Raw genomic sequence first — 25,932 nt, forward strand, 5'->3', positions numbered from 1 at the left:
TTGCACGACAATCGGCGCATCGCCCTCACGGGAACCTGGTGCGCACCGGGTATCAGGGAGGGCGCCGGTGCCGGACTGGCAGCGCTAACGGTGGCGCTGTCTGGTGACGAGCCCTAAGTCCGGGCCCTGGAAAAACCCGGCCGCCGAAAATGGCGGCTTTGAGGCCCGAAGTCTGCCGTCGCGAAGGACGGCGAGGTCGGTCCGGGGCAAGAACACTGGCGGGGCGCCCGGAAGGCGCCACGTACTATTACAGAGAGGCACCGACCCGGCGCCCCGCTTCCCGCCTCCCGCAAGGGGAGTGTTTTTTGACAATGGCCAGACTGCGAAAGCAGGGCGTGGCGGCGACGCGGCGCGCCTCAGCCCCACGGCCCGTGGAAAGCACCCGCCTCGTCGATGCGCTCGAAACCATGCGCGCCGAAGAAATCGCGCTGCGCCTGGATCAGGTTGGACGTGCCCCTGCCCTGGCGGTAGCTGTCGAAATAGGCGAGCGCCGACGACAGCGCCGGCACCGGCGCACCGGCCTCGACAGCGCGGGCCACGACGCGGCGCAAGGCGGGATGCGCCTGCTGCATCATCGTCACGAAGGCCGGCGCCATCAGAAGGTTTGTCGCCGCGTCGCCCGATCCGAAGGCTTCGGCCATGGTGTCCAGCATCTGCGAGCGGATGATGCAGCCCGCCCGCCAGATCTTGGCGATGGTCGGCATCGGCAGGTTCCAGCCGAATTCCTTCGAGGCGCCAGCCATCACCGCGAAACCCTGCGCATAGGCGGCGATCTTGCCGGCGAACAGCGCCAGTTCCAGATCCTTGAGCAGTTCATCGCGCGGTGCCGCGATCCTGGCGACGCCGCCGCCATAGACCTTTTCCGCCGCCAGCCGCTCGTTCTTGATCGACGACAGAACGCGCGCCGCCACCGCTGCCTCGATCGCGGTTGCCGGAATGCCGAGCTGCTGCGCCTCGATGACCGACCATTTGCCGGTGCCCTTCTGGCCGGCGCGGTCGAGGATGATGTCCACAACCGGCTTGCCGGTCTTCGCATCGTCGGCCTTCAGCACCTCGGCGGTGATCTCGATCAGGTAGGAATTGAGCCTGCCCTTGTTCCATTCGGCGAACACCGGCGCGATCTCCTTGGCCGCCATGCCCAGCCCGTCGCGCAGGATGCCGTAGATCTCGGCGATCATCTGCATGTCGGCATATTCAATGCCGTTGTGGATCGTCTTGACGAAATGGCCGGCGCCGTCCGGGCCGAGCCAGGCCGCGCAGGGCTCGCCCTTGAACTTGGCGGAAATGGCGGTGAGCACGCCTTCGACGCGGCGCCAGGATTCTTCCTTGCCGCCGACCATGATCGACGGCCCGTGGCGCGCGCCTTCCTCGCCGCCGGACACGCCCATGCCGATGAAGGTCAGGCCCGAGCCTTCCAGCTCCTTGAAGCGGCGCATGGTGTCGCGGAAATTGGCGTTGCCGGCGTCGATGATGATGTCGTTGGCGGCAAGTTCGCCGCGCAAGGCCGCGATCTGCTCGTCGACAGGGCTGCCGGCCAGCACCATGATGATGATCGGCCGTGGCGGGCGGATGGCGGCGGCGAGATCGGCCAGGCTCTCGCAGGGCACGATACGGCCGGCGAGATCGCCCGCCTTGGCGATGAAATCGTCGGTGCGCGACGGGGTACGGTTGTAGACCGCGATGCGGTGGCCTTTCTCGGCGATGTTGAGGGCGAGGTTGGAGCCCATCGTACCGAGGCCGATCAGGCCGATTTCGGCTTTTTCCATACTGTCCGTTCCTGTCTGCGAATTTCAATCATGCCGTCTTGGGTCAGGTATGATTGGCCTTCCGGGCCGGCTTCGTCAACAAGCCTGCCGTCGTAGTCCGCCGATACTTCAATCGATTAGGGTCACGGACACGTCGGTTAGAGCATCGTGCTTACCGAAAATCGGGAATCGATTTTCGGTAAGCACGATGCGCAGCTTCAAAGTGCTAGAGCGTCCTTTGCGCGTCCGTTCGGACGCGCGGCGCTCTAGGGACGGATATCGATCGGCCCTTCCAGTTTCACCATCTCGAAATCGGAAACCAGGATGTCGATACGCACGGTCCAGCGGCCGGCGAACGGCACGACGAGGCCGTCGACCCGCCAGGTTCCGTCGCCGGGCTTCATCGCGGCGCGCTTGATCGGCTCGATGCCGGCCTCGGGCCGCGACAGCACCAGCGTCACCTCCTTGGCGTCGAGCGGTCCGAAATCGCCGGTCATGACCATGATGCTGATCGAGACGGGGCCGGCATGGCCGGGAGTGACGGTGACGTCGGCCATCGCCTGCAGCGTCATCATATGGGTGGCGACCGGCTCGGCGGCGGCAATCGCCAGCGCGCGCGGCGGCGGCGTGAAGCGCCAGCCGGCGGCAACGCCGAAGATCGCCACCACGATCATGGTCTCGATCACGACCGAGCGGGCGAGCGCCTTGGCGGCACCGCCCTCGCCGGCCATTGCCAGCGCCGTCCACCGCCAGCGGTTCGCGCCAGCCAGAGCGAACAAAACGGCCAGCAGCGCCAGCTTGATCAGCAGGAGCCTGCCATAGGCGGTATCGACCAGCGCCGACGGCGTCCGCACCTGGACCACGGCGAGCACGACGCCCGCCGCCGCCAGCACCGCCACCACCGGCACAATCACGCGGGAAAAGCGCAACAGGAACGGCTTTGCATTGAGACGGTCCCGCCAAAGTGCAACCGCGAGCGGCACCAGCGCGCCGGCCCAGCCCGCAATGCCGACGCCGTGCAGGAAGACCATGGGACGTGTCAGCCATTGCGGTGCCGCGGCACTGGCGTGACCGCTCGCCGCCAGGGCAACGCCGACCGCGATGAGTGCGGCCGCCGAGAACGGCTTGTCGTCGCCGCGCGGCAGGGCGAGCGACAGAAGCCCGAGCCCGAGCGCGATGATACCGATGAGCACCGCCCAGGCGAAGCTGGTGCCGAAAGCGGTGCGCCAGACGATTGTCTGCGCGATCTGTTCGAGCGGAGCGCCGAGCGCGTCGAGCCCCTGCAGGCCGAGCGACAGTGGCGCGGCCGCCAGCCCAACGAGCAGCATCACCGCAACGAAGCGCTCGCCGTTGCGGCTGCCGCCCGCCAGCCAGGAGATGGCGAAGGCGCCGCCGATGCCGAGAAACAGGCCGAGATAGAGTACGACCTTGGCGGCCCAGATGGCTGGGTGCAGCCGGGCATCGACGATATCGGCGACCACGGGCGCCGCGCTGACCGCGCCGACGGAAAACAACAACGAGCCGCCGACCGGATGGCCGTCGGCCGAGATCACCCGCCAGCTCAGCACATGCGTTCCTTGCGCAAGCGTCTGCGGATTGTCGATCTCGATGGTCTGGCCGTTGCCACGGAACGAAGTCAGCCGCACCGGCGTCCCGTCGGAACGCACCAGCGTCAGGACCAGCGGCGAGACCGGCTCGCTGAAACTGAGCGAGAAGCTGGCCGGGCTTTGCGCCAGCATGGCGCCGTCCGCCGGCTCGGCCTTGACCAGCGAGGCATGCGCCAGCGCGGGGCTGACGCCCTGCCCGATCAGCCAGCCAGCCAGCATGGCGACCGCCGCAAGCATGCGGATGATGCTGGCGAAGCCTCGCGGAAAAACCAACCGTGTCATCGTCCCGACCCCATTGGGCTGGAAGCGGCGCGCCGTTGCCAGCGCGCCGCCCGCCGTCACTTTTTCGGCAACAGCTTGATGCCGGGAGCGGGATGCTCAAGCGCGTCCTCGTCCTGACCGACGGCCGGAATCTCGATCCAGCGCGCGGCAGCACCACCCTCGCATTCCTGCACGACCGGGAAACGCAACGTCTCGCCCACCGGCAGGTCGCCCGTCAGCCGCAGCCTCAGCACGAATTCGTCGTAGAATTCGTCCGGCAGGTTGCCGCCGCTCCAGTTGACCTCGAGCACGCCTTCGGAGACCGCTTCGCCCCACAGCGTGTAGGACTTGGTGTATTTGCCTTTCACCGTTTCCAGTTTCCAGCCGGCCTTCGGCATCGGCTTGGCGTCGATCGCCCCTTCGGGGATCTTGATGCGGACGGCCGTGGTCGCCTTGCCGTCGCAGCCATGCGGCACGCGGAAGACCGCCTTATAGGTGGAATCGACCGGTGCTTCCTTGGTCTCCAGCGAGACATGGGCGAAGGCAGCGACCGTGCCGAAGCCGGCGAAAAAACCGGCGAGTGTTATGGTTCTGAACATGGATATTCCTCTCGAAGAATGGCGATCACCCAACCGGTCAGTTGGCGTGCTCTTCCATCTTCATCCCATTGGCGCCCATCGCCTCGACGGCGAATTCGACCGCAACCGGACCGGCCTTTTCGAAGGTCAGCGTGGCAGCGAACTTTTCGCCCTGTTTCGGCTGCTTCTTCAGGCCGATGAACATCAGGTGGTAGCCGCCGGGGGCAAGCTTCAGCGTGCCGTTGGCCGGAATTTCCACGCCGCCATCCACCTTGCGCATGGTCATGACGCCGTCCTTGACCGTCATTTCATGCAGCTCGGACTTTTCGGAAATGTCGGAAGAAATCGAGACCAGCCTGTCCGGCTGGCTGCCGCTGTTGGTTACGGTGAAATAGCCACCGGCCACCTTGGCGCCGGCGGGTGTGGCGCGCGACCACGGATGTTCGATCTCGAGGCTGCCCGCCTTGAACTCATGCGCCGCCGCCATGTGGACACCGGCAAACAGCAGGGCGAAGGCGAAGATGGCGATGCCGAGGCGATCCCCAAAGGAATGCAAGAGCGAGGCCGACTGGCGATGAGACAGGGTGCGCGCGCGGGCGCGGTCGAAAATACGCATGGGAATGCTCCATGAAGGAAACTCGCACCGTTGCCGGATACGAAAAATAACTATTGCAGGGGAAGCGTGGCGGCGGCTGTCATGCCGTGGTGCCACGATAGCGATCAGGCCACGACCGGGGGCGCGCGCGGATTGCCGGGCGACCAATCGCGGTCGAAACCGAAGACGACGGCCGTCGGAAACACGACGGCGCTGGCCACCAGGGCAAGATCGTTGAACAGCGCGACGGTTTCGGGCGGAGCACCGAAGGCCGTCGAGAACATGGTGCAGCCAAGCACGCAGCAGGATTGCTGATGCTGTTGCGGCTGGTCGCCCGGCGGCAGCTGGGCCGTGCCGTCATGCGTACAGATGACATTGCCGAAAGCGTCGAGCTGGGCTGGATTGGGGCCGGCGCCGGCGGCGAAAGCACCGAGCAGCGATTGCAGGACAAGCACCCACGCGACGGCAAAGGCCGTCGGCATGCTCCATCTGCTGCGCCTGGCGATCACGCTGATGCGCCCTCCCTGTCCGATGCTCAAAGACCTATCATGGGCCGGAGATCGGGAAAATCTCCAAATTGCTGCTGCGGCAACAAGCCCGCACCGCGCAACAAGGCCTTCAGCCTCCGCTTTGGCGGCCCTCCGGCGTGGAATCCAGCAAGGTCTGGCGCGCCGATTTCAAATGCTGGCGGCAGGCGGCCGCGACCTTGACCGGATCGCGCGATTTCAGCGCCGCGATATAGGTCAGGTGTTCGCCCACCGCCGCCTCGTTGCGGCTGCGCTGGCCGGCCTTGTTCCACTGATAGTGGTAGTGGAAGATCATGGCGATGACGTCGTAGAAATCGACGATGAAACGGTTGCGCGACGCGCTGTGGATCAGCCGGTGGAAGCGCTCGTCCAGCTCGGAAAATTCCGGGTAGCGCACGGCGATGTCGCGCTCCAGCGCATGGTGCTCGATTTCCAGTTGCTCAAGATCACTCCAGACGGGGTTGTCGTCAGGCAGAGCGACGAAGGCAGCGGCCGAGCGCAGTTCGAACATCTCGCGGATATCGGCCAGCTCCAGCGCGAAGGCGCGGGTGAACCCCTTCAGCACCCAATGGCTGTTGGGGCGCTTCTCGATCAGGCCGAAGCGGCTGAAACGGATCAGGAATTCGCGCACGCTGGAAGTGCCGACGCCGATGTCGCGGGCGAGTTCCAATTCGTTGATCTGCATGCCGGCCTCGGCGTCCTCGGCCAGCAGGCGCCGCATGAAGGAACGCTCGATGATCTGCGACAGCGAGTCGGTTTCCTGCTCGGGAAAGAAGTCGTCCGGCCGAGGGCTGCGCAGCACCTTCTTGGCGCGCTTGTCCCAGGCGATCAACCCGTTTTCGGCCATGCGGGCGAGGATGCCGCGCACCGTGGTGCGGCTGACGCTGAGCGTGGCACCAAGCTCCGGCTCCGACGGCAGGTTGCTGTTCTCCTCAAGGAGCCGAAGGCAGCGGTTATACGCATCCTTGTAGACGTTGTTGTTCTTCGACATCCTGCCTCACCGCCTGTCTGGCAAGCGCTCCAGCGCATGACCCCGAAAACCGGAAGCGATTTTCGGAAAGGATCATGTGCCGAGTCAAACTGTTGGAACGTCCTTTGCGCGCTCCAATCGAAAATGCCAATTGACGCTCAAATGTTTTTTTACGATAAAAGACATTAGCTGCGGGATTGCCGCTGTCAATCCGGCTGCGACCCAGGACAACCCCAGGAACCGATGCCTTGACCGCCGCCAACTTGATCGTGCTCTCGCCTTCCGACAATGTCGTCGTCGCCAATGGCCGGCTGGAGAAGGATACGCCGCTGCCGGGTGGTGGCGTCACCGCGGACGCGATCGAATCCGGCCACAAGGTTGCGATCCGGCCGATCCCGGCCGGTGCCGCCGTCGTCAAATACGCCCAGGCCATTGGCCGCGCGACGCGCGACATCGCGGCGGGCGAGCATGTGCATTCGCACAATCTGGTGTTCGAGTCCGGCCGCATGCCGGTGGTGCCGCCTTCGGCCCCGCTGGAGGCTACCGACGCCGACAAGACCCGCACCTTCATGGGCTATCGCCGCGCCGACGGCCGGGCCGGAACCCGTAACTTCGTCGGCATCGTCGCCAGCGTCAATTGTTCGGCCACCGTCTGCCACGCCATCGCCGACCAAGCCAACCGCCGCCTGCTGCCGCTCTATCCCGGCATCGACGGTTTCGTGCCGATCGTGCACGGCCAGGGCTGCGGCATGAGCGCCACCGGCGACGGTATGATGGTTCTGCACCGCACGCTGGCCGGCTATGCGCGGCATCCCAATTTCGGCGGCGTGCTGATGGTCGGGCTCGGCTGCGAGGTCAACCAGCTGACTCTCTACGGCCAGAAAGGCGTCGCCGCCGGCAAGCGCCATTTCAACATCCAGGACGCCGGCGGCTCGCGCAAGTCGGTCGAGAAGGCGATGGGTGTGCTGACCGAGATCGCCGAGGAAGTCGGCAAGCTGAAACGCGAGCCCATCCCTGTCTCCGAGATCGTCGTCGGCCTGCAATGCGGCGGCTCGGACGGCATGTCCGGCATCACCGCCAATCCGGCGCTGGGCGCGGCTGTCGATCTGCTTGCCGGTGTCGGCGGCATCGGCATCCTTTCCGAAACCACCGAGATTTATGGTGCCGAGCATCTGCTTGCCTATCGCGCGGCGACGCCCGAGATCGCCACCAAGCTCGACGGGTTGATCAAGTGGTGGGAGAACCACACCGCCATGCATGGCGCCTCGATCGACAACAACCCCTCGCCCGGCAACAAGCGCGGCGGGCTGACCACCATTCTCGAAAAGTCTCTCGGCGCCGTCGCCAAGGGCGGCCAGACGCCGCTCAACGGCGTCTTCGCCTATGCGGAAAAGGTCACCGGCAACGGCCTCGTCTTCATGGACACGCCCGGCTACGATCCGGTCTCGGCAACGGGCCAAGTGGCGGGCGGCGCCAATGTGATCGTCTTCACCACCGGGCGCGGCTCCTGCTTCGGCAGCCACCCGACACCGTCGATCAAGGTCGCCACCAACACGACGCTCTTTACGGCCATGGAAGAGGATATGGACGTCAATTGCGGCGTCATCGCCTCGGGCGACAAGACCATCGCCGCGATGGGTCGTGAAATCTTCGAGCTGATCATCGAGACAGCTTCGGGCAAGAAGACCAAGAGCGAGGAATTCGGCTACGGCGACAATGAATTCGTGCCCTGGCATCTCGGCGCGACATTGTAGGCTTCGACAAGCAGCGGATGGCCGATCAACGGCCACGAATGGGAGCTCGTGCATGAAGACCCGCCGTATCGGCAACACCAGGCTTGATGTCACCGAAATCAGTTTCGGCGGCGCCTCGTTGGGCAATCTCTACCAGGCGGTGCCGAATACGGACGCGGAGGCGGTCCTCGACACCGCGTGGTCTTATGGCATCCGCTATTACGACACCGCGCCACATTACGGTTTCGGCCTGTCGGAACGTCGCTTCGGCGACTATCTGCGCACCAAGCCACGCGACAGCTACGTGCTGTCCACCAAGGTCGGCCGGCTGCTGAAACCGGTGCCCGAGGACCAGGTGCCGAAACTGGGCTTCGTTGACCCGCTGCCCTTCAAGCTTGACTATGACTACAGCTATGACGGCATCATGCGTTCGGTCGAATTCAGCTATGCGCGGCTCGGCCTGAACCGCATCGACATCCTCTATGTCCACGACATCGGCGTCTACACGCATGGCGTCGAGCTGACCAAGGTACATCTCAGCCAGTTGCTGGGCGGCGGCATCAAGGCACTGGAGGAGCTGAAATCGGCCGGTGTCATTTCCGCCTACGGGCTTGGTGTCAACGAGGTCGAGATCTGCCTGGAAGTGATGCGCCGCGCGCCGCAGGACTGCATCCTCCTGGCCGGGCGCTATTCGCTGCTCGACCGTTCAGCCGAGGCCGAACTTCTGCCGCTGTGCCGCGAAGCCGGCACCTCGCTGGTTATCGGCGGCGTCTTCAACTCCGGCATCCTGGCAACCGGCGCCAAAGCGGGCGCGAATTTCGACTACGGCCCGGCATCGCCGGACATCCTGTCGAAGGTCTCGGCGATGGAAACGATCGCCAGCAAGGCCGGCTATCCGCTGGCGACGGCGGCGCTGCAATTTCCCCTGCATGACCCGGCGGTGGCGACAGTGCTGATCGGCACCGCCAAGGCATCCAGCCTGAAGCGCAATATGGAACTGCTCGGGATCGACGTTCCCCGGCAAGACTTCGAGGCCTACCGCCCGCATGTGACGGTGCAATCGCCGCTGACGGGAGCCGTGCGCGAATGAGACGATTTTTGCCCCGCGCCCGGATGGATGGCGTAGCATCGAAGACCCGCCGTCCCGCCATGCGGACAGGCATTGCCATGGAGATCGCCTGATGCTGCGCGGCATTCACCCGCTTCTGGGACCGGACCTGCTGCATGCATTGCGCACCATGGGTCATGGCGACGAGATCGTCATCGCCGACGGCAATTTTCCGGCAAGCACGCTGGGACCGAAGGTCGTGCGCGCCGACGGGCTTGGCGGCGAGGAACTGCTGGAGGCGATCCTCACCCACATGCCGCTCGACACCTACGCGCCGGCCGCCGCTTTCCGCATGGCGGTGGTGGAAGACCCTGACCGCCTTCCCATCATCTGCCGGTCCTACCAGGGCATCGTCGACCGGCTGGCGGGTGCCTTCGTCGTCGCGCCGCTCGAGCGTTTTGCTTTCTACGAACGCGCGGCCAAGGCCGCCTATATCGTGGCGAGCGGCGAGCGCGCCGCCTATGCCAACATCCTGCTGAAGAAGGGGGTGCTTCATTCGGACGGCGGCTGAGCATTCATGCAGAAGACCGCTGGGCCGCGGACCTGAATTGGAATAAGCATTCCGCATTGACCTTGATTTGGAATTGATGCTTCATATCAAAATGGAAGCGGTGCGGAACGGGTTAAGGGAGGCGCCATGCTTGCAAGAACAGTTCTGATCCACTAAAAACCAATTGCTGTTTTTTATCGATAAAGTCCTGATTGGACATCGCCTATCCAGCAAGGACTTCGCGTAATCGACCGGGCGACTTTGGGAGGAAGCCTATGAAATTCGTGAAAAGCATGATCAACCGCCGGACAGTCGTGGCGCTTGCCGCCGCGTCGATGCTGGCCGGTGCATTCCACACGGTGCCGGCAACCGCTGCCGAAACCACCATTCCGATCATCGTGAAGGACACCACCTCCTTCTATTGGCAGATCGTCATGGCCGGTGCCCGCAAGGCCGGTAAGGACCTCGGCGTCAACGTGCCGGAGCTCGGCGCGCAGGCCGAAACCGACGTCAACGGCCAGATTTCGATCCTCGAAAACGCCGTTGCCGGCAATCCGGCCGCCGTCGTGATCGCCCCGACCGAGGCCAAGGCGCTCGGCAAGCCGATCGACGAAGCCGCCAAGAAGGTGAAGATCATCGGCATCGACTCCTCGGCCGACTCGAAGGCCTTCACCTCGTTCCTGACCACCGACAACAAGGTCGGCGGCCAGGTGGCGGCAGACGGCCTTGCCGCGGCAATCGGCGCGGCCAATGGCGGCAAGGTCGAAGGCAAGGTGGCGATCATCACCGCACTGCCCGGCGCCGGCTCGCTTGAGCAGCGCCGCGAGGGCTTCCTCGCGCAGGTCAAGGCCAAGTATCCCGGCCTCACGGTGGTCGCCGACAAATATGCCGACGGCCAGGCAACCACCGGCCTCAACATCGCGACCGACCTGATCACCGCCAATCCGGACCTGAAGGGCATCTTCGCGTCCAACCTGATCATGGCGCAGGGCGTTGGCCAGGCGATCGCCGAGAACAAGCTTTCCGGCAAGGTCGGCCTGATCGGCTTCGACAGCGACGAGAAGCTGATCAAGTTCCTCAATGACGGCGTCATCTCCGGCCTCGTCGTGCAGGATCCGTACCGGATGGGTTATGACGGCATCAAGACCGCGCTCGCCGCCTCCAAGGGCGAGAAGGTCGAGGCTTTCGTCGACACCGGCGCCAACCTCGTCACCAAGGCGAACATGAAGGAGCCCAAGATCGACGCGCTCCTCAATCCGAAGCTGAAATAGGCTCTCGGGTCGTTTCCGGGGCCGTCGCGGCCCCGGAAACACGCGCCGGAGGTCAAGAAGACTTCGGACGCGCAACTTCCAACCGGGATTGCCCGTCGCAGAGGCCGGGCTTCGTAGCCGAGCTACAATTTTGCCAAGGGCCTGCGAAAAACCTGTTCCGGCTCAAGGTCCATGCGTTAGGCTACCCTTAGCGTGCCAATCGGGAGGATTGTCATGACGTCAGCGGCATTGCACCAGCATCCTGCCCCGGAACTGGAACCGGGCAAGGTGATCCTGGAACTGCGCGGTCTGGAAAAGCGATATCCCGGCACCCACGCGCTGAAGCCGATCGACCTGGCTTTCAGGGCGGGCGAGATTCACGCCATCGTCGGCGAGAACGGCGCCGGCAAATCGACGCTCATCAAGCTCCTGACCGGCGTTATGCCGCGCACCTCCGGAGACGTGATCTGGGAAGGCGCACCCGTGGCGCTTGCCACGCCGCATGAAGCGATGGCCCTTGGCATCAACGCCGTGCACCAGGAAGTGGTGCTGTGCCGCCATCTCACCGTCGCGGCCAACATGTTCCTTGGCGAAGAGAATGTCCGCTACGGCCTCCTGCAGCAGCGCGCGATGGTCCGCGACGCGCAGAAGATCATCAGCGATCTCGGTTTCAACCTGCCGGCCCATGTCGTGCTGGGCGGTCTTACCATCGGCCAGCAGCAGCTGATCGCCGCCGCCCGCGCCACCGTGCGTGGCACCAAATTCCTGATCTTCGACGAACCCACCGCCTACCTGACCCGCAAGGAGGCCGACCAGCTTTTCGCGCTGATCCGCCGCCTCAAGGCGGAAGGCGTGACCATCATCTATATCAGCCACCGCATGGAAGAGGTTTTCGAACTCGCCGACCGCGTATCGGTGCTGCGCGACGGCACCTATGTCGGCACCCGCGACATCAAGAAAACCGACGAAGCCGAGTTGGTGCGGATGATGATCAACCGCACCATCGAACAGATCTACCACAAGGACCAGTTCCCTGCCGGCAGGGTGATCCTCGAAACCAGACAGCTTTCCGGCAAGGGTTTCGAGAATGTCTCCATGACCGTGCGGGAGGGCGAGATCGTCGGCCTCTACGGTCTCGTCGGTGCCGGACGTAGCGAGTTCGTCACCGCCGTCTACGGTCGCCATCCGAAATCCTCCGGCACCATCCTTTGGGACGGCAAGGAGGTCAATGTCCGCTCCGAGAACGATGCGATCAAGCTCGGCATGGCGCTGGCGCCGGAAAGCCGTCGCGACCAGGGCTTGTGCCTCAACCTGCCGGTCGGCCTGAACCTCAACCTGCCGATCTACAAGCGCATCAGCAAGAACCTGCTGATCTCGGGCAGCGAGGAGGCCAAACATGCCGAGCAGCAGATCGCCGGCCTGCGCATCAAGACACCTGGGCGGCAGGCGCTCGCCTCCAGCCTGTCCGGTGGCAACCAGCAGAAGATCGTCATCGGCAAGTGGCTGAACCACGGCGCCAAGCTGTTCATCTTCGACGAGCCGACGGTCGGCGTCGATGTCGGCACCAAGGCGGAGATCTACCGGCTGTTCTCGACGCTGTTGTCGAAAGGCGCCGGCATCATCCTGATCTCGTCCTATCTGCCCGAAGTATATGAATTGGCCGACACGCTGCACGTTTTCCGCCGTGGCAAGCTGGTCGGCACGCACGGATTCCACACGGCCAGCCATGAGGACATCCTGACCGAGGCATTGGCCGAGAAACAAGAAAAACCGGGAGGACAAATATGAGCACCGAGGCGATCCCCGCTGAAAAGCCGAAACGCAACTACAATGCGTTGTTTGGCCTGACGCTGCTGGCGCTGCTGGTGCTGTTGTGGGTTCTGCTGTCCTTCTCGACATCGAGCTTCGCCACTGCCAACAACATCTCCAACCTGCTGCGCCAGGGCTCGATGATCGCCATCCTGGCGGTCGGCCAGACCTTCGTCATCATCACCGGCGGCATCGATCTTTCCGTCGGCGCGGTGGTGGGTTTCGCCACGGTGACGACGGCGATGCTGATCAATTCCGGGCTGCCGGTGTTCCTCGCCATCCTGATCACGCTGCTCATCGGCGTGGCCATCGGCCTCTTCCACGGTTTCGGCATCGTCAAGATGGGCCTGCCGCCCTTCATCATCACGCTGGCCACGCTCACGTCACTACGCGGCATCGGCCTCTTGATGACCAATGGCAATTCGATCTCGATCAACAACGACGCCTTCCAGGAATTCTCGCGCGGCTCCTTTGTCGGCATCCCCAATTTGTTCTGGATGGTGATCCTGGTCGGCGTGCCGGCCTATGTCTTCCTGCACCACACCAGATGGGGCCGCTACCTGTTCTCGGTCGGCTCCAATGCCGAGGCAGCGCGGCTTTCCGGCGTCAATGTCCAGCGCACCATCTATATGGCCTACACGCTGTCGGGCCTGTGCGCGGCCTTTGTCGGCGTGCTGCTGGCTTCCCGCATCGGCATCGGCAATCCGACCCAGGCCGAAGGCTGGGAGCTGCAGGCCATCGCGTCGTCGGTGATCGGCGGCACCTCGCTGTTCGGCGCCATCGGCTCGGTGCACGGGCCGCTGCTCGGCGCTTTCATCCTCGCCACCATCAACAACGGCGCCAACCTGCTCAACGTCAACGCCTTCTGGCAGCGCGTCATCACCGGCGCGCTGATCATCGTCATCGTCTATTTCGACGGCTTGAGACGCCGCGGCGGCAAGTAGCCATGAAAAAGGCCCGCGCCATATGAGGCGCGGGCCTTTCCAACAATTGGCTTTCGTCTCGTCCTGTTCAGGCTTTGAGCAAAGCCTCCACCGAGGCTGCGATCGCCAGGAGACGGCGGTCATCCCCATTGCGGGCGACCAGCATCAGGCCGGACGGCAGCCCCGTGCCCGGCATGGGCAGTGAGATTGCGCACTGGTCGAAATAGTTGAAGACCTCGGTGTTGCGCAGCAAAAGCCCTTCCATGCGATCGTCGAACTTTGGATCGGCCATCACCGCTTCGATCAAGGGTGCCGCGACCGGCACGGTCGGCAGCGCCAGCACATCGAAATCCTCGGCCCTGCGATCCATCTCGACAATGTGTTCGGCGCGGCTGCGCATGGTGCGGATATAGATCGGCACGGGTGCCTTGGCGTAGCGCGCCAACGGCAAGCTGACATGCGGATCGACTGGAACGTCGGTGCCGGCCGCCAGCCAGTCGGCATGAATGGCGGCACCTTCCATGCCGGCGATGGAGCCATATTGGGTCGCCTCGTTCATCGCATCGATGAGGTCGTCGATGGCAATGTCGAAGATCCGCGCGCCGGATCGCTCCAACTTGCCGACAGTCGCCTCGAACGCCTGCGCGATCGGCTCTTCGGTGTCACGGAAGAGATGCCCGCGCGGAATGCCGACGCGCAGGCCGTCAAGCCGGGCGGGAACGAGCGGCGTTGGCTCCTCGCCAGCCATAATTGCGTCGGCAGCCGCGCAATCGGCAACCGTGCGCGCCAGCGGCCCGAGCGAATCCAGCGCGAAGGACAGCGGAAAGGCACCTTCCAAGGGTACGCGGCGCGCGGTCGGCTTGAAGCCGACGACGCCATTCAGAGCGGCGGGAATGCGGATCGAGCCGCCGGTGTCGGAACCGATGGAAATGACACTGGTGCCTTCGCCCACCGACACGCCGGCGCCGGAGGAAGACCCGCCGGGAACACGCGCCGGGTCAGCGGCATTGCCCGGCGTGCCGTAATGCGGGTTCAGCCCGAGCGCGGTGAAGGCGAACTCGGTCATGTTGGTCTTGCCGATGATGACCGCGCCGGCCTGACGCAGGCGCTGCACGACGGACGCATCGCGTTCGGCGGCGGCGGCAGTGCGCCGGAGCAGCGAGCCGGCCAGCGTCGGCTCGCCAGCGACATCGAGCAAATCCTTGATCGAGACGATCGTGCCGTCGAGCGGGCCGAGCGATACACCAGCCTTGCGCCGAGCATCCGCCGCATCGGCGGCCGCGCGCGCGGCCTCGGGATAAAGCCTGGTGAATACGCGCTCGTCGGCGGCGCGGGCGGCCAAACGCGAAAGAACGGCTTCAAGACGGTCGCGGACGGAAGACATCGACACGGCACCTCGTTTTGACGAATTGGCTGGGTCTGCTGTCTCACGCAGCCCACCAAACCGCAACGTCCCTTGCCGACATCCACGCTGGTCCAGCGGATGGAAATTTCAACGCCAGGGCCGTTTGCGCCAATTCCTTCTCTGGCGAAACGCCGGACAAAGTCCATAATCCGCGCCGTTGGGATGGGCGGATCGGGAGCTCGTCCGGAATTTGCAAGCTCACGGCAGTGGGCGGTTTGGCGGGGAGTTCAGTCATGTCGGATTTCAGCATCACCAGGCGTTCGGTGCTTTCAGGCGCGGCCCTGCTGCTCGCCTCCACGGCCCTGCCGACGATCGGCTGGGCGCAGGAGCCGAAGAAGGGCGGACGCCTGACGGTTGCCGCCGATTCCGAGCCGCGCAACCTGAACCCGGCGATCGTCGCCTCCAACGGCGTCTTCTTCATTTCGTCCAAGATCGTCGAGCCGCTCGCCGAAGCCGACTATGAAGGCAAGGATGGGCTAAGCCCTCGCCTCGCCGTCAGCTGGGAGGGCTCGGAAGACGGAAAATCGGCCACCTTCAAATTGCGCGAAGGCGTGACCTGGCACGACGGCAAGCCGTTCACCTCGGCCGACGTCGCCTTCTCCGCGCTGCAGATATGGAAACCGCTGCAGAACCTCGGCCGCGTCGTCTTCAAGGATCTGGAAGCTGTCGAAACGCCGGACGAACACACCGCCGTCTTCAAATTCGCCAAACCGACGCCGTTCCAGCTGATCCGCAACGCGCTGCCGGCGCTGACCAGCGTCGTGCCCAAGCACATCTATGAGAACGGCAAGATCGAGGAGAACCCGGCCAATGCCGCGCCGGTCGGCACCGGCCCGTTCAAATTCGCCGAATACAAGGCCGGCCAATACTACCGGCTGACCAGGAACGACAGCTATTGGGGCAAGAGCGAGCCTTATCTGGACGAGATCGTCTATCTAGTGCTGCCGGACCGCTCGGCGGCCGCCAACGCGCTGGAAGCCGAGCAGATCCAGCTCGCCGCCTTCTCGGCAGTGCCGCTGGCCGATCTTGCCCGCATTGCCAAGGTGCCGGGCCTCAAGGTCGTCACCAAGGGCTACGAGGGGCTGACCTATCAGTTGGTGGTGGAAATCAACCATCGCCGCAAGGAACTGGCCGACCTCAAGGTACGACAGGCCATCGCGCACGCCATCGACAAGGACTTCGTCGTCAAGACGGTTTTCCTCGGCTATGCCGAGACCGCCAGCGGGCCGGTGCCGAAGAACGATAAGCAGTTCTACACCGCCGAAGTGCCGGCCTACGCCTTCGATGTCGCCAAGGCCAACGCGCTGCTCGACGAGGCCGGCTACAAGCGCGGCGCCGACGGCACCCGCTTCAAGCTGAAGCTTCTGCCAGCACCCTATTTCAACGAGACCAAGCAATTCGGCGACTATCTGCGCCAGGCACTCGCCGCCATCGGCATTGACGCGGAACTGGTCAACAACGATTCCGCCGCGCATATCAAGGCGGTCTACACCGACCACGCCTTCGATCTCGCGGTGGGCCCGCCGGTGTTCCGCGGCGACCCGGCGATCTCCACCACCATCCTGGCGCAGAGCGGCATTCCCGACGGCGTGCCCTTCTCCAACCAGGGCGGCTACAAGAATGCCGGGATCGACGCGCTTATCGCCAAGGCGGCCGGAACACTGGACACCAAGGCGCGTACCGACCTCTACAAGGAATTCCAGAAGAAGGTGGCCGAGGATCTGCCCTTCATCAACGTTGCCGACTGGACCTTCATCTCGGTCGCCAATGAAAGTGTCGGCAACATCGCCGACAATCCGCGCTGGGCTGTGTCCAACTGGGCGGACGCCTGGGTGGCGAAGTAGGTCCCATCGGCGCTTGAGGTCGGCAGCCGCTCGCGGATAAGCTCGGCGGCTGTGACCTCGGTGTCTTTGCACCCATGAACCGTGCCCTGCTTCTCTTGCGCCGACGCCTCGTCGGCTCCGTCTTCGTGCTTCTGATCGTTGTTGTCGGCACCTTCCTGCTGCTTGAGGCGGCTCCCGGCGACGCGGTCGATGCCTATGTCGTTTCGACCGGCGGCGACGCTGGATTGGTCGAAGCGCTGCGCCAGCAATGGGGCCTCGACCAGTCCGCTGTGACGCGGCTTGCCAGTTATCTTTGGGCGTTACTGCATTTCGACCTCGGCCACTCGGTCGCCTTCTCGCGACCGATCCGCGACGTCATTTTCGAACGTTTGCCGGTGACGTTGCTGCTGATGGGCAGCGCCACCGCCCTGTCCTTCGGCCTCGGTTCGGCGTTGGGCATCTATGCCGGCGCACGGCCCGGCAGTTTTCTAGACCGTTTTCTGTCGACCGCTTCGCTCGCCCTTTATGCGGTGCCCGGTTTCTGGCTGGCGCTGGTGCTGGTCATCGTCTTTGCCGTCGATCTGCGCTGGTTCCCGATCGCCGGCTTCGAGACGGTGGCTTCCGGCAAGACCGGTTTCGCCCGCGCCGCCGACATAACCAACCACCTCGTTCTGCCGGTGACGTCGCTCGGGCTCATCTATCTGGCGCTTTACCTGAGAATGATGCGCGCCGGCATGGCAGAGGTGTGGCGGCTGGATTTCGTGCGCGCCGCCCGCGCCAGAGGACTTTCCCGCCGGCGCATCGTGCTCGCCCATGTCGCGCGCAATGCGTTGCTGCCGCTGGTCACCATGCTCGGCCTGCAGTCCGCCCAGATGCTGGGCGGCAGCGTCGTCATCGAAAGCATCTTTTCGGTGCCCGGCCTCGGCAAGCTGGCGCAGGAGGCGGTGGCATTGCGCGACACGCCGCTGTTGCTCGGCATCATTCTGGTGAGTGCCGTTCTGGTCATTCTCATCAACCTTCTGGTCGACATCGCCTATGCCTTCCTCGATCCGCGCGTCGGTGCCAGCGAGGCTGGTGCATGAGGCGGCTGGCGAACACACCGGAAGCGTTGGTTGGGCTCGGCATCCTGGCGCTGCTGGCAACGATGGCGCTGACGGCGCCGCTGCTGTTTCCGGGCGATCCGCTGGCCATCAAGGGCGCACCGTTGCTGCCGCCTTTCCAGGATTGGGCGCTGCCGCTCGGCACCGACAGGCTGGGGCGAGACGTGATGGCGGAACTCTTCCACGGCGCTCGCACGTCGCTGGCCGTCGGGCTTGCCGCGGCGGCGGCGGCGATTGCCGTCGGCGCGGTGATCGGCACCTTGGCCGGCTTTGCCGGCGGTATCGTCGACGAAGCGCTGATGCGCATCACCGACGCCTTCCAGACCGTGCCTTCCTTCCTGCTGGCCCTGGCCTTCGTCAGCGTCGTCGGGCCGTCGCTGGCCGTCGTCGTCATCGCCATCGCGCTGTCGGCCTGGACCGGCCCGGCGCGCGTCGCCCGCGCCGAGGTTCTGTCGATCCGCGAACGCGATTTCGTCGCCGGCGCGCGTGTCATCGGCATGCGCCCGCTGGAGATCGCGCTGCGCGAAGTCCTTCCCAATGCCCTGCCGCCGGTGCTGGCGCTGTCGTCGGTGATCGTCGCGTCGGCAATCCTCATCGAGGCTGCCTTGTCCTTCCTCGGCCTAGGCGACCCCAACCGCGTCACCTGGGGCGGCATGATCGCCGAGGGCCGCACGGTTCTGCGCTCGGCTCCCTTTCTGTCGATCGTCCCTGGCATCGCCTTGGTGCTGACCGTGCTTGGCGTCTACCTCGCCGGGGAAGGCATTGTCGAAGGCACGGCCGTCAGGAAGGGCCTGTCGTGACCGCCCCGCTCGTCTCGATCCGCGACCTGTCGGTCAGCTACCGGCGCGACGGTGCGCCCTCGCTTGCCGGCATCGATCTCGACATCGCCGCCGGCGAGCGGCTGGCCATCATCGGCGAAAGCGGTTCCGGCAAGAGCACGCTGGCGCTGGCCATTGCCGGGTTGTTGCCGCTCACGGCAAAAGTGGACGGTGCGATCCTGTGGTCGGGGCAGTCACGCGTGCCGACTGGCGGCCGCGACATCGGCTTCGTTTTCCAGGACGCCGCCGCCAGTCTCGACCCGGTGATGGCGATCGGCCGGCAGGTGGCGGAGGTGGCCCGCGCGCATCTTGGCCTGTCATGGGCGGATGCCGAAAACCGCGCGCTCGACCTCTTGCGCCGGGTGAAATTGCCAAACCCGGAAACGGTGCTGCACGCCTTTCCGCACCAGCTGTCCGGCGGCCAGAAGCAGCGGGTTGCGATTGCCGCAGCAATCGCCGCCAGCCCCAAATTGCTGATCGCCGACGAAGCAACCAGCGCGCTCGACACCATCGTCCAGGCCGAGATCGTTGCACTGATCCGGCAATTGGTGAGCGAGGATGGCATGGCGCTGCTGTTCGTCAGCCACGACATCGCGCTCGCCGCCGAACTGGCAGACCGGATCGCCGTCTTCAGCAATGGCAAGATGGTCGAACTGGGAAGCGCGGACGCGGTCATCCAGGCACCTGCGCATGCCTATACGAAAAAGCTGCTCGCCGCCCATATCGGGCTCGACGCGACGCCGATGATCCCGACGACGGAGCATGGCCATGTCTGAGCCGCTGCTTGTCGTCTCGGGCCTGAGCAAACGGTTCCGACGCGGGGCAGTAAGCGTCGCCGCCGCCGACGATATTTCCTTCTCGATTGCTCCGGGCGAGACGCTGGCGCTCGCCGGCCCCTCGGGCTCCGGCAAATCGACCATCGCGCGACTGATCCTGCGGCTGATCGAGCCGGATGCCGGCCAGGTAACATTCGAGGGCGAGGATTTCCTGGCCCTGCGTGGAGCGGCGCTGCGCGCGAGGCGGGCGCGGCTGCAAATGGTGTTCCAGGACCCGCTCGCCGCGCTCAACCCCCGCGCCACGGTGGCGCGCGTGCTGGATGACCCGTTGCGCATCCATGGACTTGCTGGCCGCAGCGAGCGGCCAAACCGCATCGCCGCCCTGCTCGAGCGTGTCGGCCTGTCGCCCGATCTGGCTCATCTACACATTCATGAGATTTCCGGCGGCCAGCGCCAGCGCGTGGCGATCGCGCGCGCCATAGCCACCAAACCGTCGCTGATCGTGCTGGACGAAGCCGTCTCGGCGCTGGACGTTTCAGTGCGTGGCCAGATCCTCGAATTGCTGCTCGATCTGCAACGCGAGGAACGCATCGCCTATCTGTTCGTTTCCCACGACCTTGGCGTGGTGCGTGCCTTCGCGCATCGCATCATCCTTCTGGATGGCGGGCGCATCGCCGAGCAGGGCGACGCTCGTGCCGTCATCGACAATCCGCACTCCAACATAGGCAAGGCGCTTGTTGCCGCCGCGCCGAAGTTGACCAGAAAAGCCACGCAGGACGCCTCATGACCGACCCCGACGCCAGAGCGGAGAAACTCGCGCGCGAGCTCGATTCCGCCTTCCGCAACCGTGCCGATCTCTACCGGCTGATGTTGGAAGAACTGACGGCCGAATTGGACGCCGAACAGGCCGAGGCGATCATGGTTCGCGCCATCGAAAAACGTGGCCAGGAAGTTGCAACGACAGCTTTCTCACGCTTCGGTCCCAACGATGCGCGCGCCATCGGCGAGGCCTTTCTGGCGGTCAGCCCGGATGACGGGAGGATGTATCCGACCGATATCGAGCGCGCGGCGGACCGCATCGCCTTCAAGGTGAAGCGCTGTCCGCTGAAAGACGCCTGGGTGGAAGCCGGCGTCGGCGAGGAACGGCTGGCGACGCTCTGCCGTATAGCCGGCGCCTTCGACCGCGGCCTGTTCGAGGCGACGGGCGTGCGCTTCGACAACGTCACCTGGACGCCCGGTCATGGCAGCGGCTGCTGCCACATCGCGCTGACCAATCGCGACGCGGCCTGAGCCGGCCTTGCCGCCTATTTCTTGCTGGCTTGCCTGAGCTCCACCCGGCGGATCTTGCCGGAGATAGTCTTGGGCAGCGCGTCGACGAACTCGATCTCGCGCGGATATTTGTAGGGCGCGGTGAGGTTACGGCAGAAATCCTGGATGTCGCGCGCCAACTCGTCCGACGGCGCAAAACCCTTGGCGAGGATGACATAGGCCTTGACGATCTGCCCGCGCGTCGGGTCCGGCTTGCCCACCACCGCGCTTTCGGCGACCGCCTTGTGTTCGATCAGCGCGCTTTCGACCTCGAACGGGCTGATGCGATAGCCGGCCGACGAGATCAGGTCGTCGGAACGGCCGACGAACCAGAGATAGCCATCCTTGTCTCTCCGGGCGGTGTCGCCCGTATAATACCAGCCATGGCGGAACGAGGCGGTGTCGAGTGCCTTGCCGGTGTAGTAGCCGTGGAACAGGCCGCCCGGATAAGGATCGGTGATCCTGACCGCGATATGGCCGACCTCCTCGTCGGGCAATCGTTTGCCGTCATCGTCGACGACATCGACATCGTAGCCCGGCACCGGCTTGCCCATCGAACCGAAACGCACCTCCTCGCCCGGGAAATTGGCGACGATGTTGATGGTCTCGGTCTGGCCATAACCGTCGGCGATGGTGGTGCCGGTCGCCTCCTTCCAGATGCGCATCACCTCGGGATTAAGCGGCTCGCCGGCACCCAGCGAGCGGCGCAGGCTGGAAAGATCGTAGCGTTTCAGATCCTGCTGCGCGAACAGCCGGTAGACGGTGGGCGGTGCGCAGAAGGTCGAGACCTTGAGCTTGCCGATCAGCTTCAGATGCATGTCGGCATCGAAGGCGCCGTCGCCATTGTAAAGCACGGCCGGCGTGCCGAGCATCAATTGCGGAAACAGGATGCCCCAGGCGGCCTTGGCCCAGCCCGTATCGGTGAGCGACCAGTGCACGTCGCCGGGCCTGAGATCCATCCAGAACAACCCGGTCGCCACATGCGCCAGCGCATAGCCGTGGTCGCGTGGCACCATCTTCGGCAGCGAGGTGGTGCCGGAGGTGAAATAGGCCATCATCATGTCGGTGGAACGTGTCGGCGGAAATGCCGAGCGGTCCAGTTGCGGCGACGCCTCGGCGAGCAGCTTGTCGAGCGACAGCCAGCCTTCGCGTTCGCCGTCGACGACGATGAAAGTCCGCAGCGTCGGGCATTCGGCACGGATCTGGTCGACCTTGGCGCAGTGCTCGGAGGTGACGATGACCGCCGTGGCCTTGGAATGGTTGATCCGGTAGGCGAGGTCATGCGCGGTGAGCAGGTTGGTGCCGGGCATCGAAACCACGCCCGCCTTCATGCAGCCGAACAGAACCGTGTACCAGGCCGGCACGCGGCCGATGACGACGCAGGCAAAGTCCCCGGCCACGACGCCCAGCTGGCGCAATGCATTGGCAAGGCGGTTCGAGCCTTGCGAAAGCTGCGAATAGGAAATGCGCTGGATCGCCTCGCCATCTCGCGAGACGGCGATCACCGCCGTGCGGTCGTCACGCTGGGCCCAGTCATCGATCACGTCGAAGGCGAAGTTGAAATGCTCCGGCGCGGGCAAGCGAAATTCCGCGCGCGCCTTCGCATAGCTGCGGTCGACCGTCGAAAAATCCATCCTCTCCTCCGCGATGGCAATGCAACGTCCGGCGCATCACATAGCGCGGACGAGCTTAGGAAGCCATCGAACCAAAGGCTATAGGCGGCTTCACGTCCATCGGCTGAGGATATTGTATTTCGACAACCAAAGCTCGCTATGCACAAGGAGGAAATCTTTGATGACGAAACGGACAGGCCGAACCCGCTGCAATGGCACCGCGAGGCCACTGTAGAAGAGCGTGACATGTGGGTTGAAACCCAGGTTCGCTTTCAGGCCATTGCGTATCATCGCATCACCGAGATGACGTTGTAGGTCGACAAGCTCTGGGCTGCCTCCGAGCAAGACAGTCGCGCGGTTCCCGGGCCTGCTATGGGGAAAAGTAACGACGTGGTCGAAGCAAACTTCGAAGGGCTGCAATTTTATCGAATCTGCCGCGCGCGATGCAGCAAAGATGAACTTGTCGCGCAGCCGTCTGAAGTCTCCTACCAGATGAAGTGAGATATGCAGGCGTCCATATCTCAGCAATTTCGCCTGGATACCGTATTGGTCGAGCAGCCCTGAGGCTACCCCGACAGCCGATGCGGCACTGGCGACTTCCAGAAGCAGCATGAAGATGAGTCGTTCGGGTTTTCGCGGCCGTGGCGGATAGGGTCCGCCGAGGTCGAATTCAAGCTGAGTGGTCATGATGCGCACTCCCTGAAAATCGAAAGCACGCAGACTAGAACAAATCAAGAACATTCGCAAGCGCGATCCCGAAGGACCGCGCTTGCGCCGCCAGCCCCCTACGCCAGCGAAATCCAGGCGGTCTTCAGGTCCGAATATTTGTCGAAGGCGTGCAGCGACTTGTCCCGCCCGAAACCGGACTGGCCGAAACCGCCGAGCGGCACGGTCAGGTCCGCCCCGCCATAGGTGTTGACGTGCACCACCCCGGCGCGGACGGCGCGCACCATGCGATGCGCCTTGGCGAGGTTCGACGTCCACACCGCCGAGGCGAGCCCATAGACCGTCCCATTGGCGAGCCGCACGGCTTCCGCCTCGTCCTCGAAACGCTGCACGGCAAGCACGGGGCCGAACACTTCCTCGCGGGCTACAGTCATATTGGGGCCGACGTCGCCGAAGATAGTCGGCTCCATATAGTAGCCGCCGGTCTCCTCGCGGATACGCTGGCCGCCGGCGACCAGCGTCGCGCCATCGTCGAGCGCCGTCGCCACATGGCCAAGGTTCTTCTTGAGTTGTTCGATGCTGGAGACCGCGCCGATGTCCGACTTCACGTCGAGCGGATCGCCCACCTTCATCTTGGCGGTCGCGGCGACCAGCTTTTCGACGAAGGCGTCGTAGATCGAGGATTGCACCAGCAGGCGCGAGCCCGCCACGCAGACCTGGCCGGCATTGCGGAAAATACCGTTGGCCGAAACCTTGGCTGCGACGTCGAGGTCCGGCGCGTCCGCAAAGACAATGTTGGGCGATTTGCCGCCGAGCTCGAGATGAACTCGCTTGAGATTGGAACGGGCCGAATAATCAAGCAGCCGCCGGCCGACCGGACCGGAGCCGGTGAAGGCGATGGCGTCGACATCCATGTGCAGGCCGAGCGCCTCGCCGGTGACCGTGCCGCGGCCGGTGACGACATTGAGCACGCCTTCCGGCAGACCCGCCTCGGCGGCGAGTTCACCCATACGCAGGAGCGTCAGCGATGCCACCTCGGCCGGCTTCAGCACCACGCAATTGCCGGCGGCGAGTGCCGGCGCCACTTTCCAGGCGCCGATCATCATCGGGAAATTCCACGGCACGATGGCGGCAACAACGCCGAGCGGCTCACGGTGGATGAGGCCCAGCACATCTGGCGCCGTCGGCGCGATCTCGCCATAGACCTTGTCGATGGCCTCCGCATAGTAGCGGAACGTTGCCGCTGCCGACAAAGGCTCGGCCTTGTAGGCCATGCCGATCTCGGTACCGTTGTCGCGCACGCCGAGCACGGCCAGTTCCAGAGCATGTTTTTCGATCAGATCGGCCAGGCGCAACAGCACCTTCTTGCGCACGGCGGGAGCAGCGCGCGACCAGCTTCCCTTTTCGAAGGCGGCGCGCGCGGCGGCCACCGCGCGATCGACATCGTGGGCTCCCGCGTCGGCGATCGACGTCAGTACCGTTCCGTCGATCGGCGAGATGACGGGCAGGGTCGCCCCGTCCCGGCTATCGGCGAAATCGCCGCCAATGAAGAGCCTTTGCGCTGCGACGGGCTTGTGCCGCAGCGTGTCGATCGTGGCCTGGTCCATCAGGTCTTGTCTCCGAGTGTCACATGAAGCGCCGTCGGCGCGCGGAATTCCCAACCCCGGAACACGGGGCCTTCATCCATCGCCAGCCGAATATTCGGGAACCGGGCGAGCAGCAATGCCAGCGCCAGGCACATCTGCTCGCGCGCGAAGAAACGGCCCGAACAGAAATGATGGCCGAAACCGAAGGCGGCGTGGTTGCCCTGGTCGCGATGGATGTCGAAACGGTCCGGATCGGGAAAACGGCTTTCGTCGCGGCTGGCCGAAGAAACCAGGGCCGCGACAGGCGCGCCGGCCGGGATCGTCGCGCCGCCAAGCTCGACCGCGCGTGTCGTCTGCTTGGTCTGCGTGCCGATCGGAGCCACCCACCGCAGGCCTTCGTCGACCGCCTTCGGCACCAGCGTTTCCGGATCGGCCAACACGGCCCGCATCTGGTCTGGATGCGTCAGAAGGCCGGCCAACACCGACCCGGCGCCATGTCCCGGTTCCTGCATGCCACCCAGCAGGATGACCTTGATGGTCGGCATCAGGAAATCGATCGACCGTGTCTCTCCAGCCGGCATGCCGTCATGCAGCATGTGCGAAAACGCCGATCCGTCCGGCTCGCGCGCCAGCCGCTCCAGCGTCGGCCGCACGGCCGCGCCAACTTCAGCACTGATGGCGTCGGCGATGGCCTGTCGTTTGGGATCGTTCTCGAAATTGATGGCCCCTTGCGCCAGTCCGTAGAACCAACGGCGCAAAGTAGCGGCGTCGACGTCATACAAACCCAGCGAATGGGCAAGGGCCAGCGTCGAGACCGGTTCGAAATAGTCGGCCATCAGTTCGGCCGAACCCTGCCCGGCCAGTTCATCCAGAATGGGGTCGGCGATGTTGCGCACGAGATCGCCGGCATAGCCGGCGACGGTGCGTGGACGATATTTGGGATCGACGCCGGTCCGCAGATCCCTGTGGACTTCTCCGTCGGTGGTGAGAATGGTCGGCTTGCCGAAGGAGCGTTCGACCGGCGAGGTGCCGACGACATTGGAGAAGATGTCGGGGGTCTTGCCGACCGTCTCGACATCTTTCCAGCGCGTGACGAACCAGAGATTGACCGCCGGCACGAAGGCAACCGGCTGATTGCGGCGCAGCTCCGCATAGATCGGATAAGGATCGGCTTCGAGCGCCTCGACGGTTATGCTGTCTGCATAGGTCATGACGTGCCCCTGGAACAGGGAGAGGCAGCG

General features: G+C 64.5%; 23 protein-coding genes. 12 read left to right on the forward strand and 11 right to left on the reverse strand.

What is annotated here, in order from left to right; genetic code table 11:
- Positions 1–356: 356 nt before the first annotated feature.
- The 6 genes from gndA to AB4136_RS31485 all read right to left on the reverse strand — a co-directional run bounded on the left by gndA (position 357) and on the right by AB4136_RS31485 (position 6,304).
- Positions 357–1,766 carry an NADP-dependent phosphogluconate dehydrogenase gene (gndA, locus tag AB4136_RS31460; protein ID WP_036255317.1) on the reverse strand — a complete coding sequence of 470 codons (1,410 nt, stop codon included), beginning with the start codon at positions 1,764–1,766 and terminating at the stop codon, positions 357–359.
- A 245-nt stretch (positions 1,767–2,011) separates the two neighbouring features.
- Entirely contained in the window at positions 2,012–3,634 is a 1,623-nt protein-coding gene (locus AB4136_RS31465) for a copper resistance CopC/CopD family protein (protein WP_081766966.1), read from the reverse strand.
- A gap of 56 nt (positions 3,635–3,690) precedes the next feature.
- On the reverse strand, positions 3,691–4,212 hold the full coding sequence (locus AB4136_RS31470; protein WP_024926359.1) for a YcnI family copper-binding membrane protein: 522 nt from the start codon (positions 4,210–4,212) through the stop codon (positions 3,691–3,693).
- Between the two features lie 37 nt (positions 4,213–4,249).
- Positions 4,250–4,807: a copper chaperone PCu(A)C gene (locus tag AB4136_RS31475; RefSeq protein WP_024926360.1), complete on the reverse strand. Its 558-nt coding sequence runs from the start codon at positions 4,805–4,807 to the stop codon at positions 4,250–4,252.
- Positions 4,808–4,911: 104 nt separating this feature from the next.
- On the reverse strand, positions 4,912–5,268 hold the full coding sequence (locus tag AB4136_RS31480) for a DUF2946 family protein (RefSeq protein ID WP_024926361.1): 357 nt from the start codon (positions 5,266–5,268) through the stop codon (positions 4,912–4,914).
- A 136-nt stretch (positions 5,269–5,404) separates the two neighbouring features.
- The gene (locus AB4136_RS31485; RefSeq protein WP_024926362.1) at positions 5,405–6,304 is read right to left on the reverse strand and encodes a GntR family transcriptional regulator; all 900 of its coding nucleotides are present in this window, start codon (positions 6,302–6,304) and stop codon (positions 5,405–5,407) included.
- Positions 6,305–6,531: 227 nt separating this feature from the next.
- On the opposite strand from AB4136_RS31485, the gene AB4136_RS31490 reads away from it, so the two are divergent.
- The 6 genes from AB4136_RS31490 to AB4136_RS31515 all read left to right on the forward strand — a co-directional run bounded on the left by AB4136_RS31490 (position 6,532) and on the right by AB4136_RS31515 (position 13,617).
- Positions 6,532–8,037, forward strand: coding sequence for a UxaA family hydrolase (locus AB4136_RS31490; RefSeq protein ID WP_024926363.1), 1,506 nt, complete (start codon positions 6,532–6,534; stop codon positions 8,035–8,037).
- A gap of 52 nt (positions 8,038–8,089) precedes the next feature.
- The gene (locus tag AB4136_RS31495) at positions 8,090–9,106 is read left to right on the forward strand and encodes an aldo/keto reductase (protein ID WP_024926364.1); all 1,017 of its coding nucleotides are present in this window, start codon (positions 8,090–8,092) and stop codon (positions 9,104–9,106) included.
- A 91-nt stretch (positions 9,107–9,197) separates the two neighbouring features.
- Complete coding sequence (locus AB4136_RS31500) at positions 9,198–9,635, forward strand: RbsD/FucU domain-containing protein (RefSeq protein ID WP_137900690.1); 438 nt, start codon at positions 9,198–9,200, stop codon at positions 9,633–9,635.
- A 254-nt stretch (positions 9,636–9,889) separates the two neighbouring features.
- The gene (locus AB4136_RS31505) at positions 9,890–10,885 is read left to right on the forward strand and encodes an ABC transporter substrate-binding protein (protein ID WP_024926366.1); all 996 of its coding nucleotides are present in this window, start codon (positions 9,890–9,892) and stop codon (positions 10,883–10,885) included.
- Positions 10,886–11,098: 213 nt separating this feature from the next.
- A complete protein-coding gene (locus AB4136_RS31510; RefSeq protein ID WP_024926367.1) occupies positions 11,099–12,652 on the forward strand; it encodes a sugar ABC transporter ATP-binding protein in 1,554 nt (517 codons plus the stop codon).
- Entirely contained in the window at positions 12,649–13,617 is a 969-nt protein-coding gene (locus tag AB4136_RS31515; RefSeq protein WP_024926368.1) for an ABC transporter permease, read from the forward strand. The genes AB4136_RS31510 and AB4136_RS31515 overlap by 4 nt, the downstream gene beginning before the upstream one ends.
- 67 nt (positions 13,618–13,684) lie before the next feature.
- Here AB4136_RS31515 and AB4136_RS31520 read toward each other — a convergent pair whose 3' ends face one another.
- Complete coding sequence (locus AB4136_RS31520; protein WP_024926369.1) at positions 13,685–14,980, reverse strand: amidase; 1,296 nt, start codon at positions 14,978–14,980, stop codon at positions 13,685–13,687.
- A gap of 254 nt (positions 14,981–15,234) precedes the next feature.
- Between AB4136_RS31520 and AB4136_RS31525 the strand changes: the two genes are divergently transcribed.
- From AB4136_RS31525 to AB4136_RS31550, 6 genes are all read left to right on the forward strand, one after another.
- Positions 15,235–16,845: an ABC transporter substrate-binding protein gene (locus tag AB4136_RS31525; RefSeq protein WP_024926370.1), complete on the forward strand. Its 1,611-nt coding sequence runs from the start codon at positions 15,235–15,237 to the stop codon at positions 16,843–16,845.
- A 74-nt stretch (positions 16,846–16,919) separates the two neighbouring features.
- The gene (locus tag AB4136_RS31530) at positions 16,920–17,906 is read left to right on the forward strand and encodes an ABC transporter permease (protein ID WP_024926371.1); all 987 of its coding nucleotides are present in this window, start codon (positions 16,920–16,922) and stop codon (positions 17,904–17,906) included.
- Entirely contained in the window at positions 17,903–18,724 is an 822-nt protein-coding gene (locus AB4136_RS31535) for an ABC transporter permease (RefSeq protein WP_024926372.1), read from the forward strand. The genes AB4136_RS31530 and AB4136_RS31535 overlap by 4 nt, the downstream gene beginning before the upstream one ends.
- Positions 18,721–19,518: an ABC transporter ATP-binding protein gene (locus AB4136_RS31540; RefSeq protein WP_024926373.1), complete on the forward strand. Its 798-nt coding sequence runs from the start codon at positions 18,721–18,723 to the stop codon at positions 19,516–19,518. Before AB4136_RS31535 ends, AB4136_RS31540 begins: the two co-directional genes overlap by 4 nt.
- Positions 19,511–20,305 carry an ABC transporter ATP-binding protein gene (locus AB4136_RS31545; protein ID WP_024926374.1) on the forward strand — a complete coding sequence of 265 codons (795 nt, stop codon included), beginning with the start codon at positions 19,511–19,513 and terminating at the stop codon, positions 20,303–20,305. The genes AB4136_RS31540 and AB4136_RS31545 overlap by 8 nt, the downstream gene beginning before the upstream one ends.
- Entirely contained in the window at positions 20,302–20,808 is a 507-nt protein-coding gene (locus tag AB4136_RS31550) for an L-2-amino-thiazoline-4-carboxylic acid hydrolase (protein WP_024926375.1), read from the forward strand. Before AB4136_RS31545 ends, AB4136_RS31550 begins: the two co-directional genes overlap by 4 nt.
- Before the next feature lie 14 nt (positions 20,809–20,822).
- Here AB4136_RS31550 and AB4136_RS31555 read toward each other — a convergent pair whose 3' ends face one another.
- From AB4136_RS31555 to AB4136_RS31570, 4 genes are all read right to left on the reverse strand, one after another.
- A complete protein-coding gene (locus tag AB4136_RS31555) occupies positions 20,823–22,460 on the reverse strand; it encodes an acyl-CoA synthetase (protein ID WP_024926376.1) in 1,638 nt (545 codons plus the stop codon).
- A 90-nt stretch (positions 22,461–22,550) separates the two neighbouring features.
- On the reverse strand, positions 22,551–23,126 hold the full coding sequence (locus AB4136_RS31560; protein ID WP_065997006.1) for a 2'-5' RNA ligase family protein: 576 nt from the start codon (positions 23,124–23,126) through the stop codon (positions 22,551–22,553).
- 98 nt (positions 23,127–23,224) lie between these two features.
- Positions 23,225–24,712, reverse strand: coding sequence for an aldehyde dehydrogenase (locus AB4136_RS31565; RefSeq protein ID WP_171020934.1), 1,488 nt, complete (start codon positions 24,710–24,712; stop codon positions 23,225–23,227).
- Entirely contained in the window at positions 24,712–25,902 is a 1,191-nt protein-coding gene (locus AB4136_RS31570) for a cytochrome P450 (RefSeq protein WP_137900691.1), read from the reverse strand. The genes AB4136_RS31565 and AB4136_RS31570 overlap by 1 nt, the downstream gene beginning before the upstream one ends.
- Positions 25,903–25,932: the final 30 nt, after the last annotated feature.

It is taken from the genome of Mesorhizobium sp. 2RAF21 (assembly GCF_052115345.1).
Lineage (GTDB): Bacteria > Pseudomonadota > Alphaproteobacteria > Rhizobiales > Rhizobiaceae > Mesorhizobium > Mesorhizobium terrae.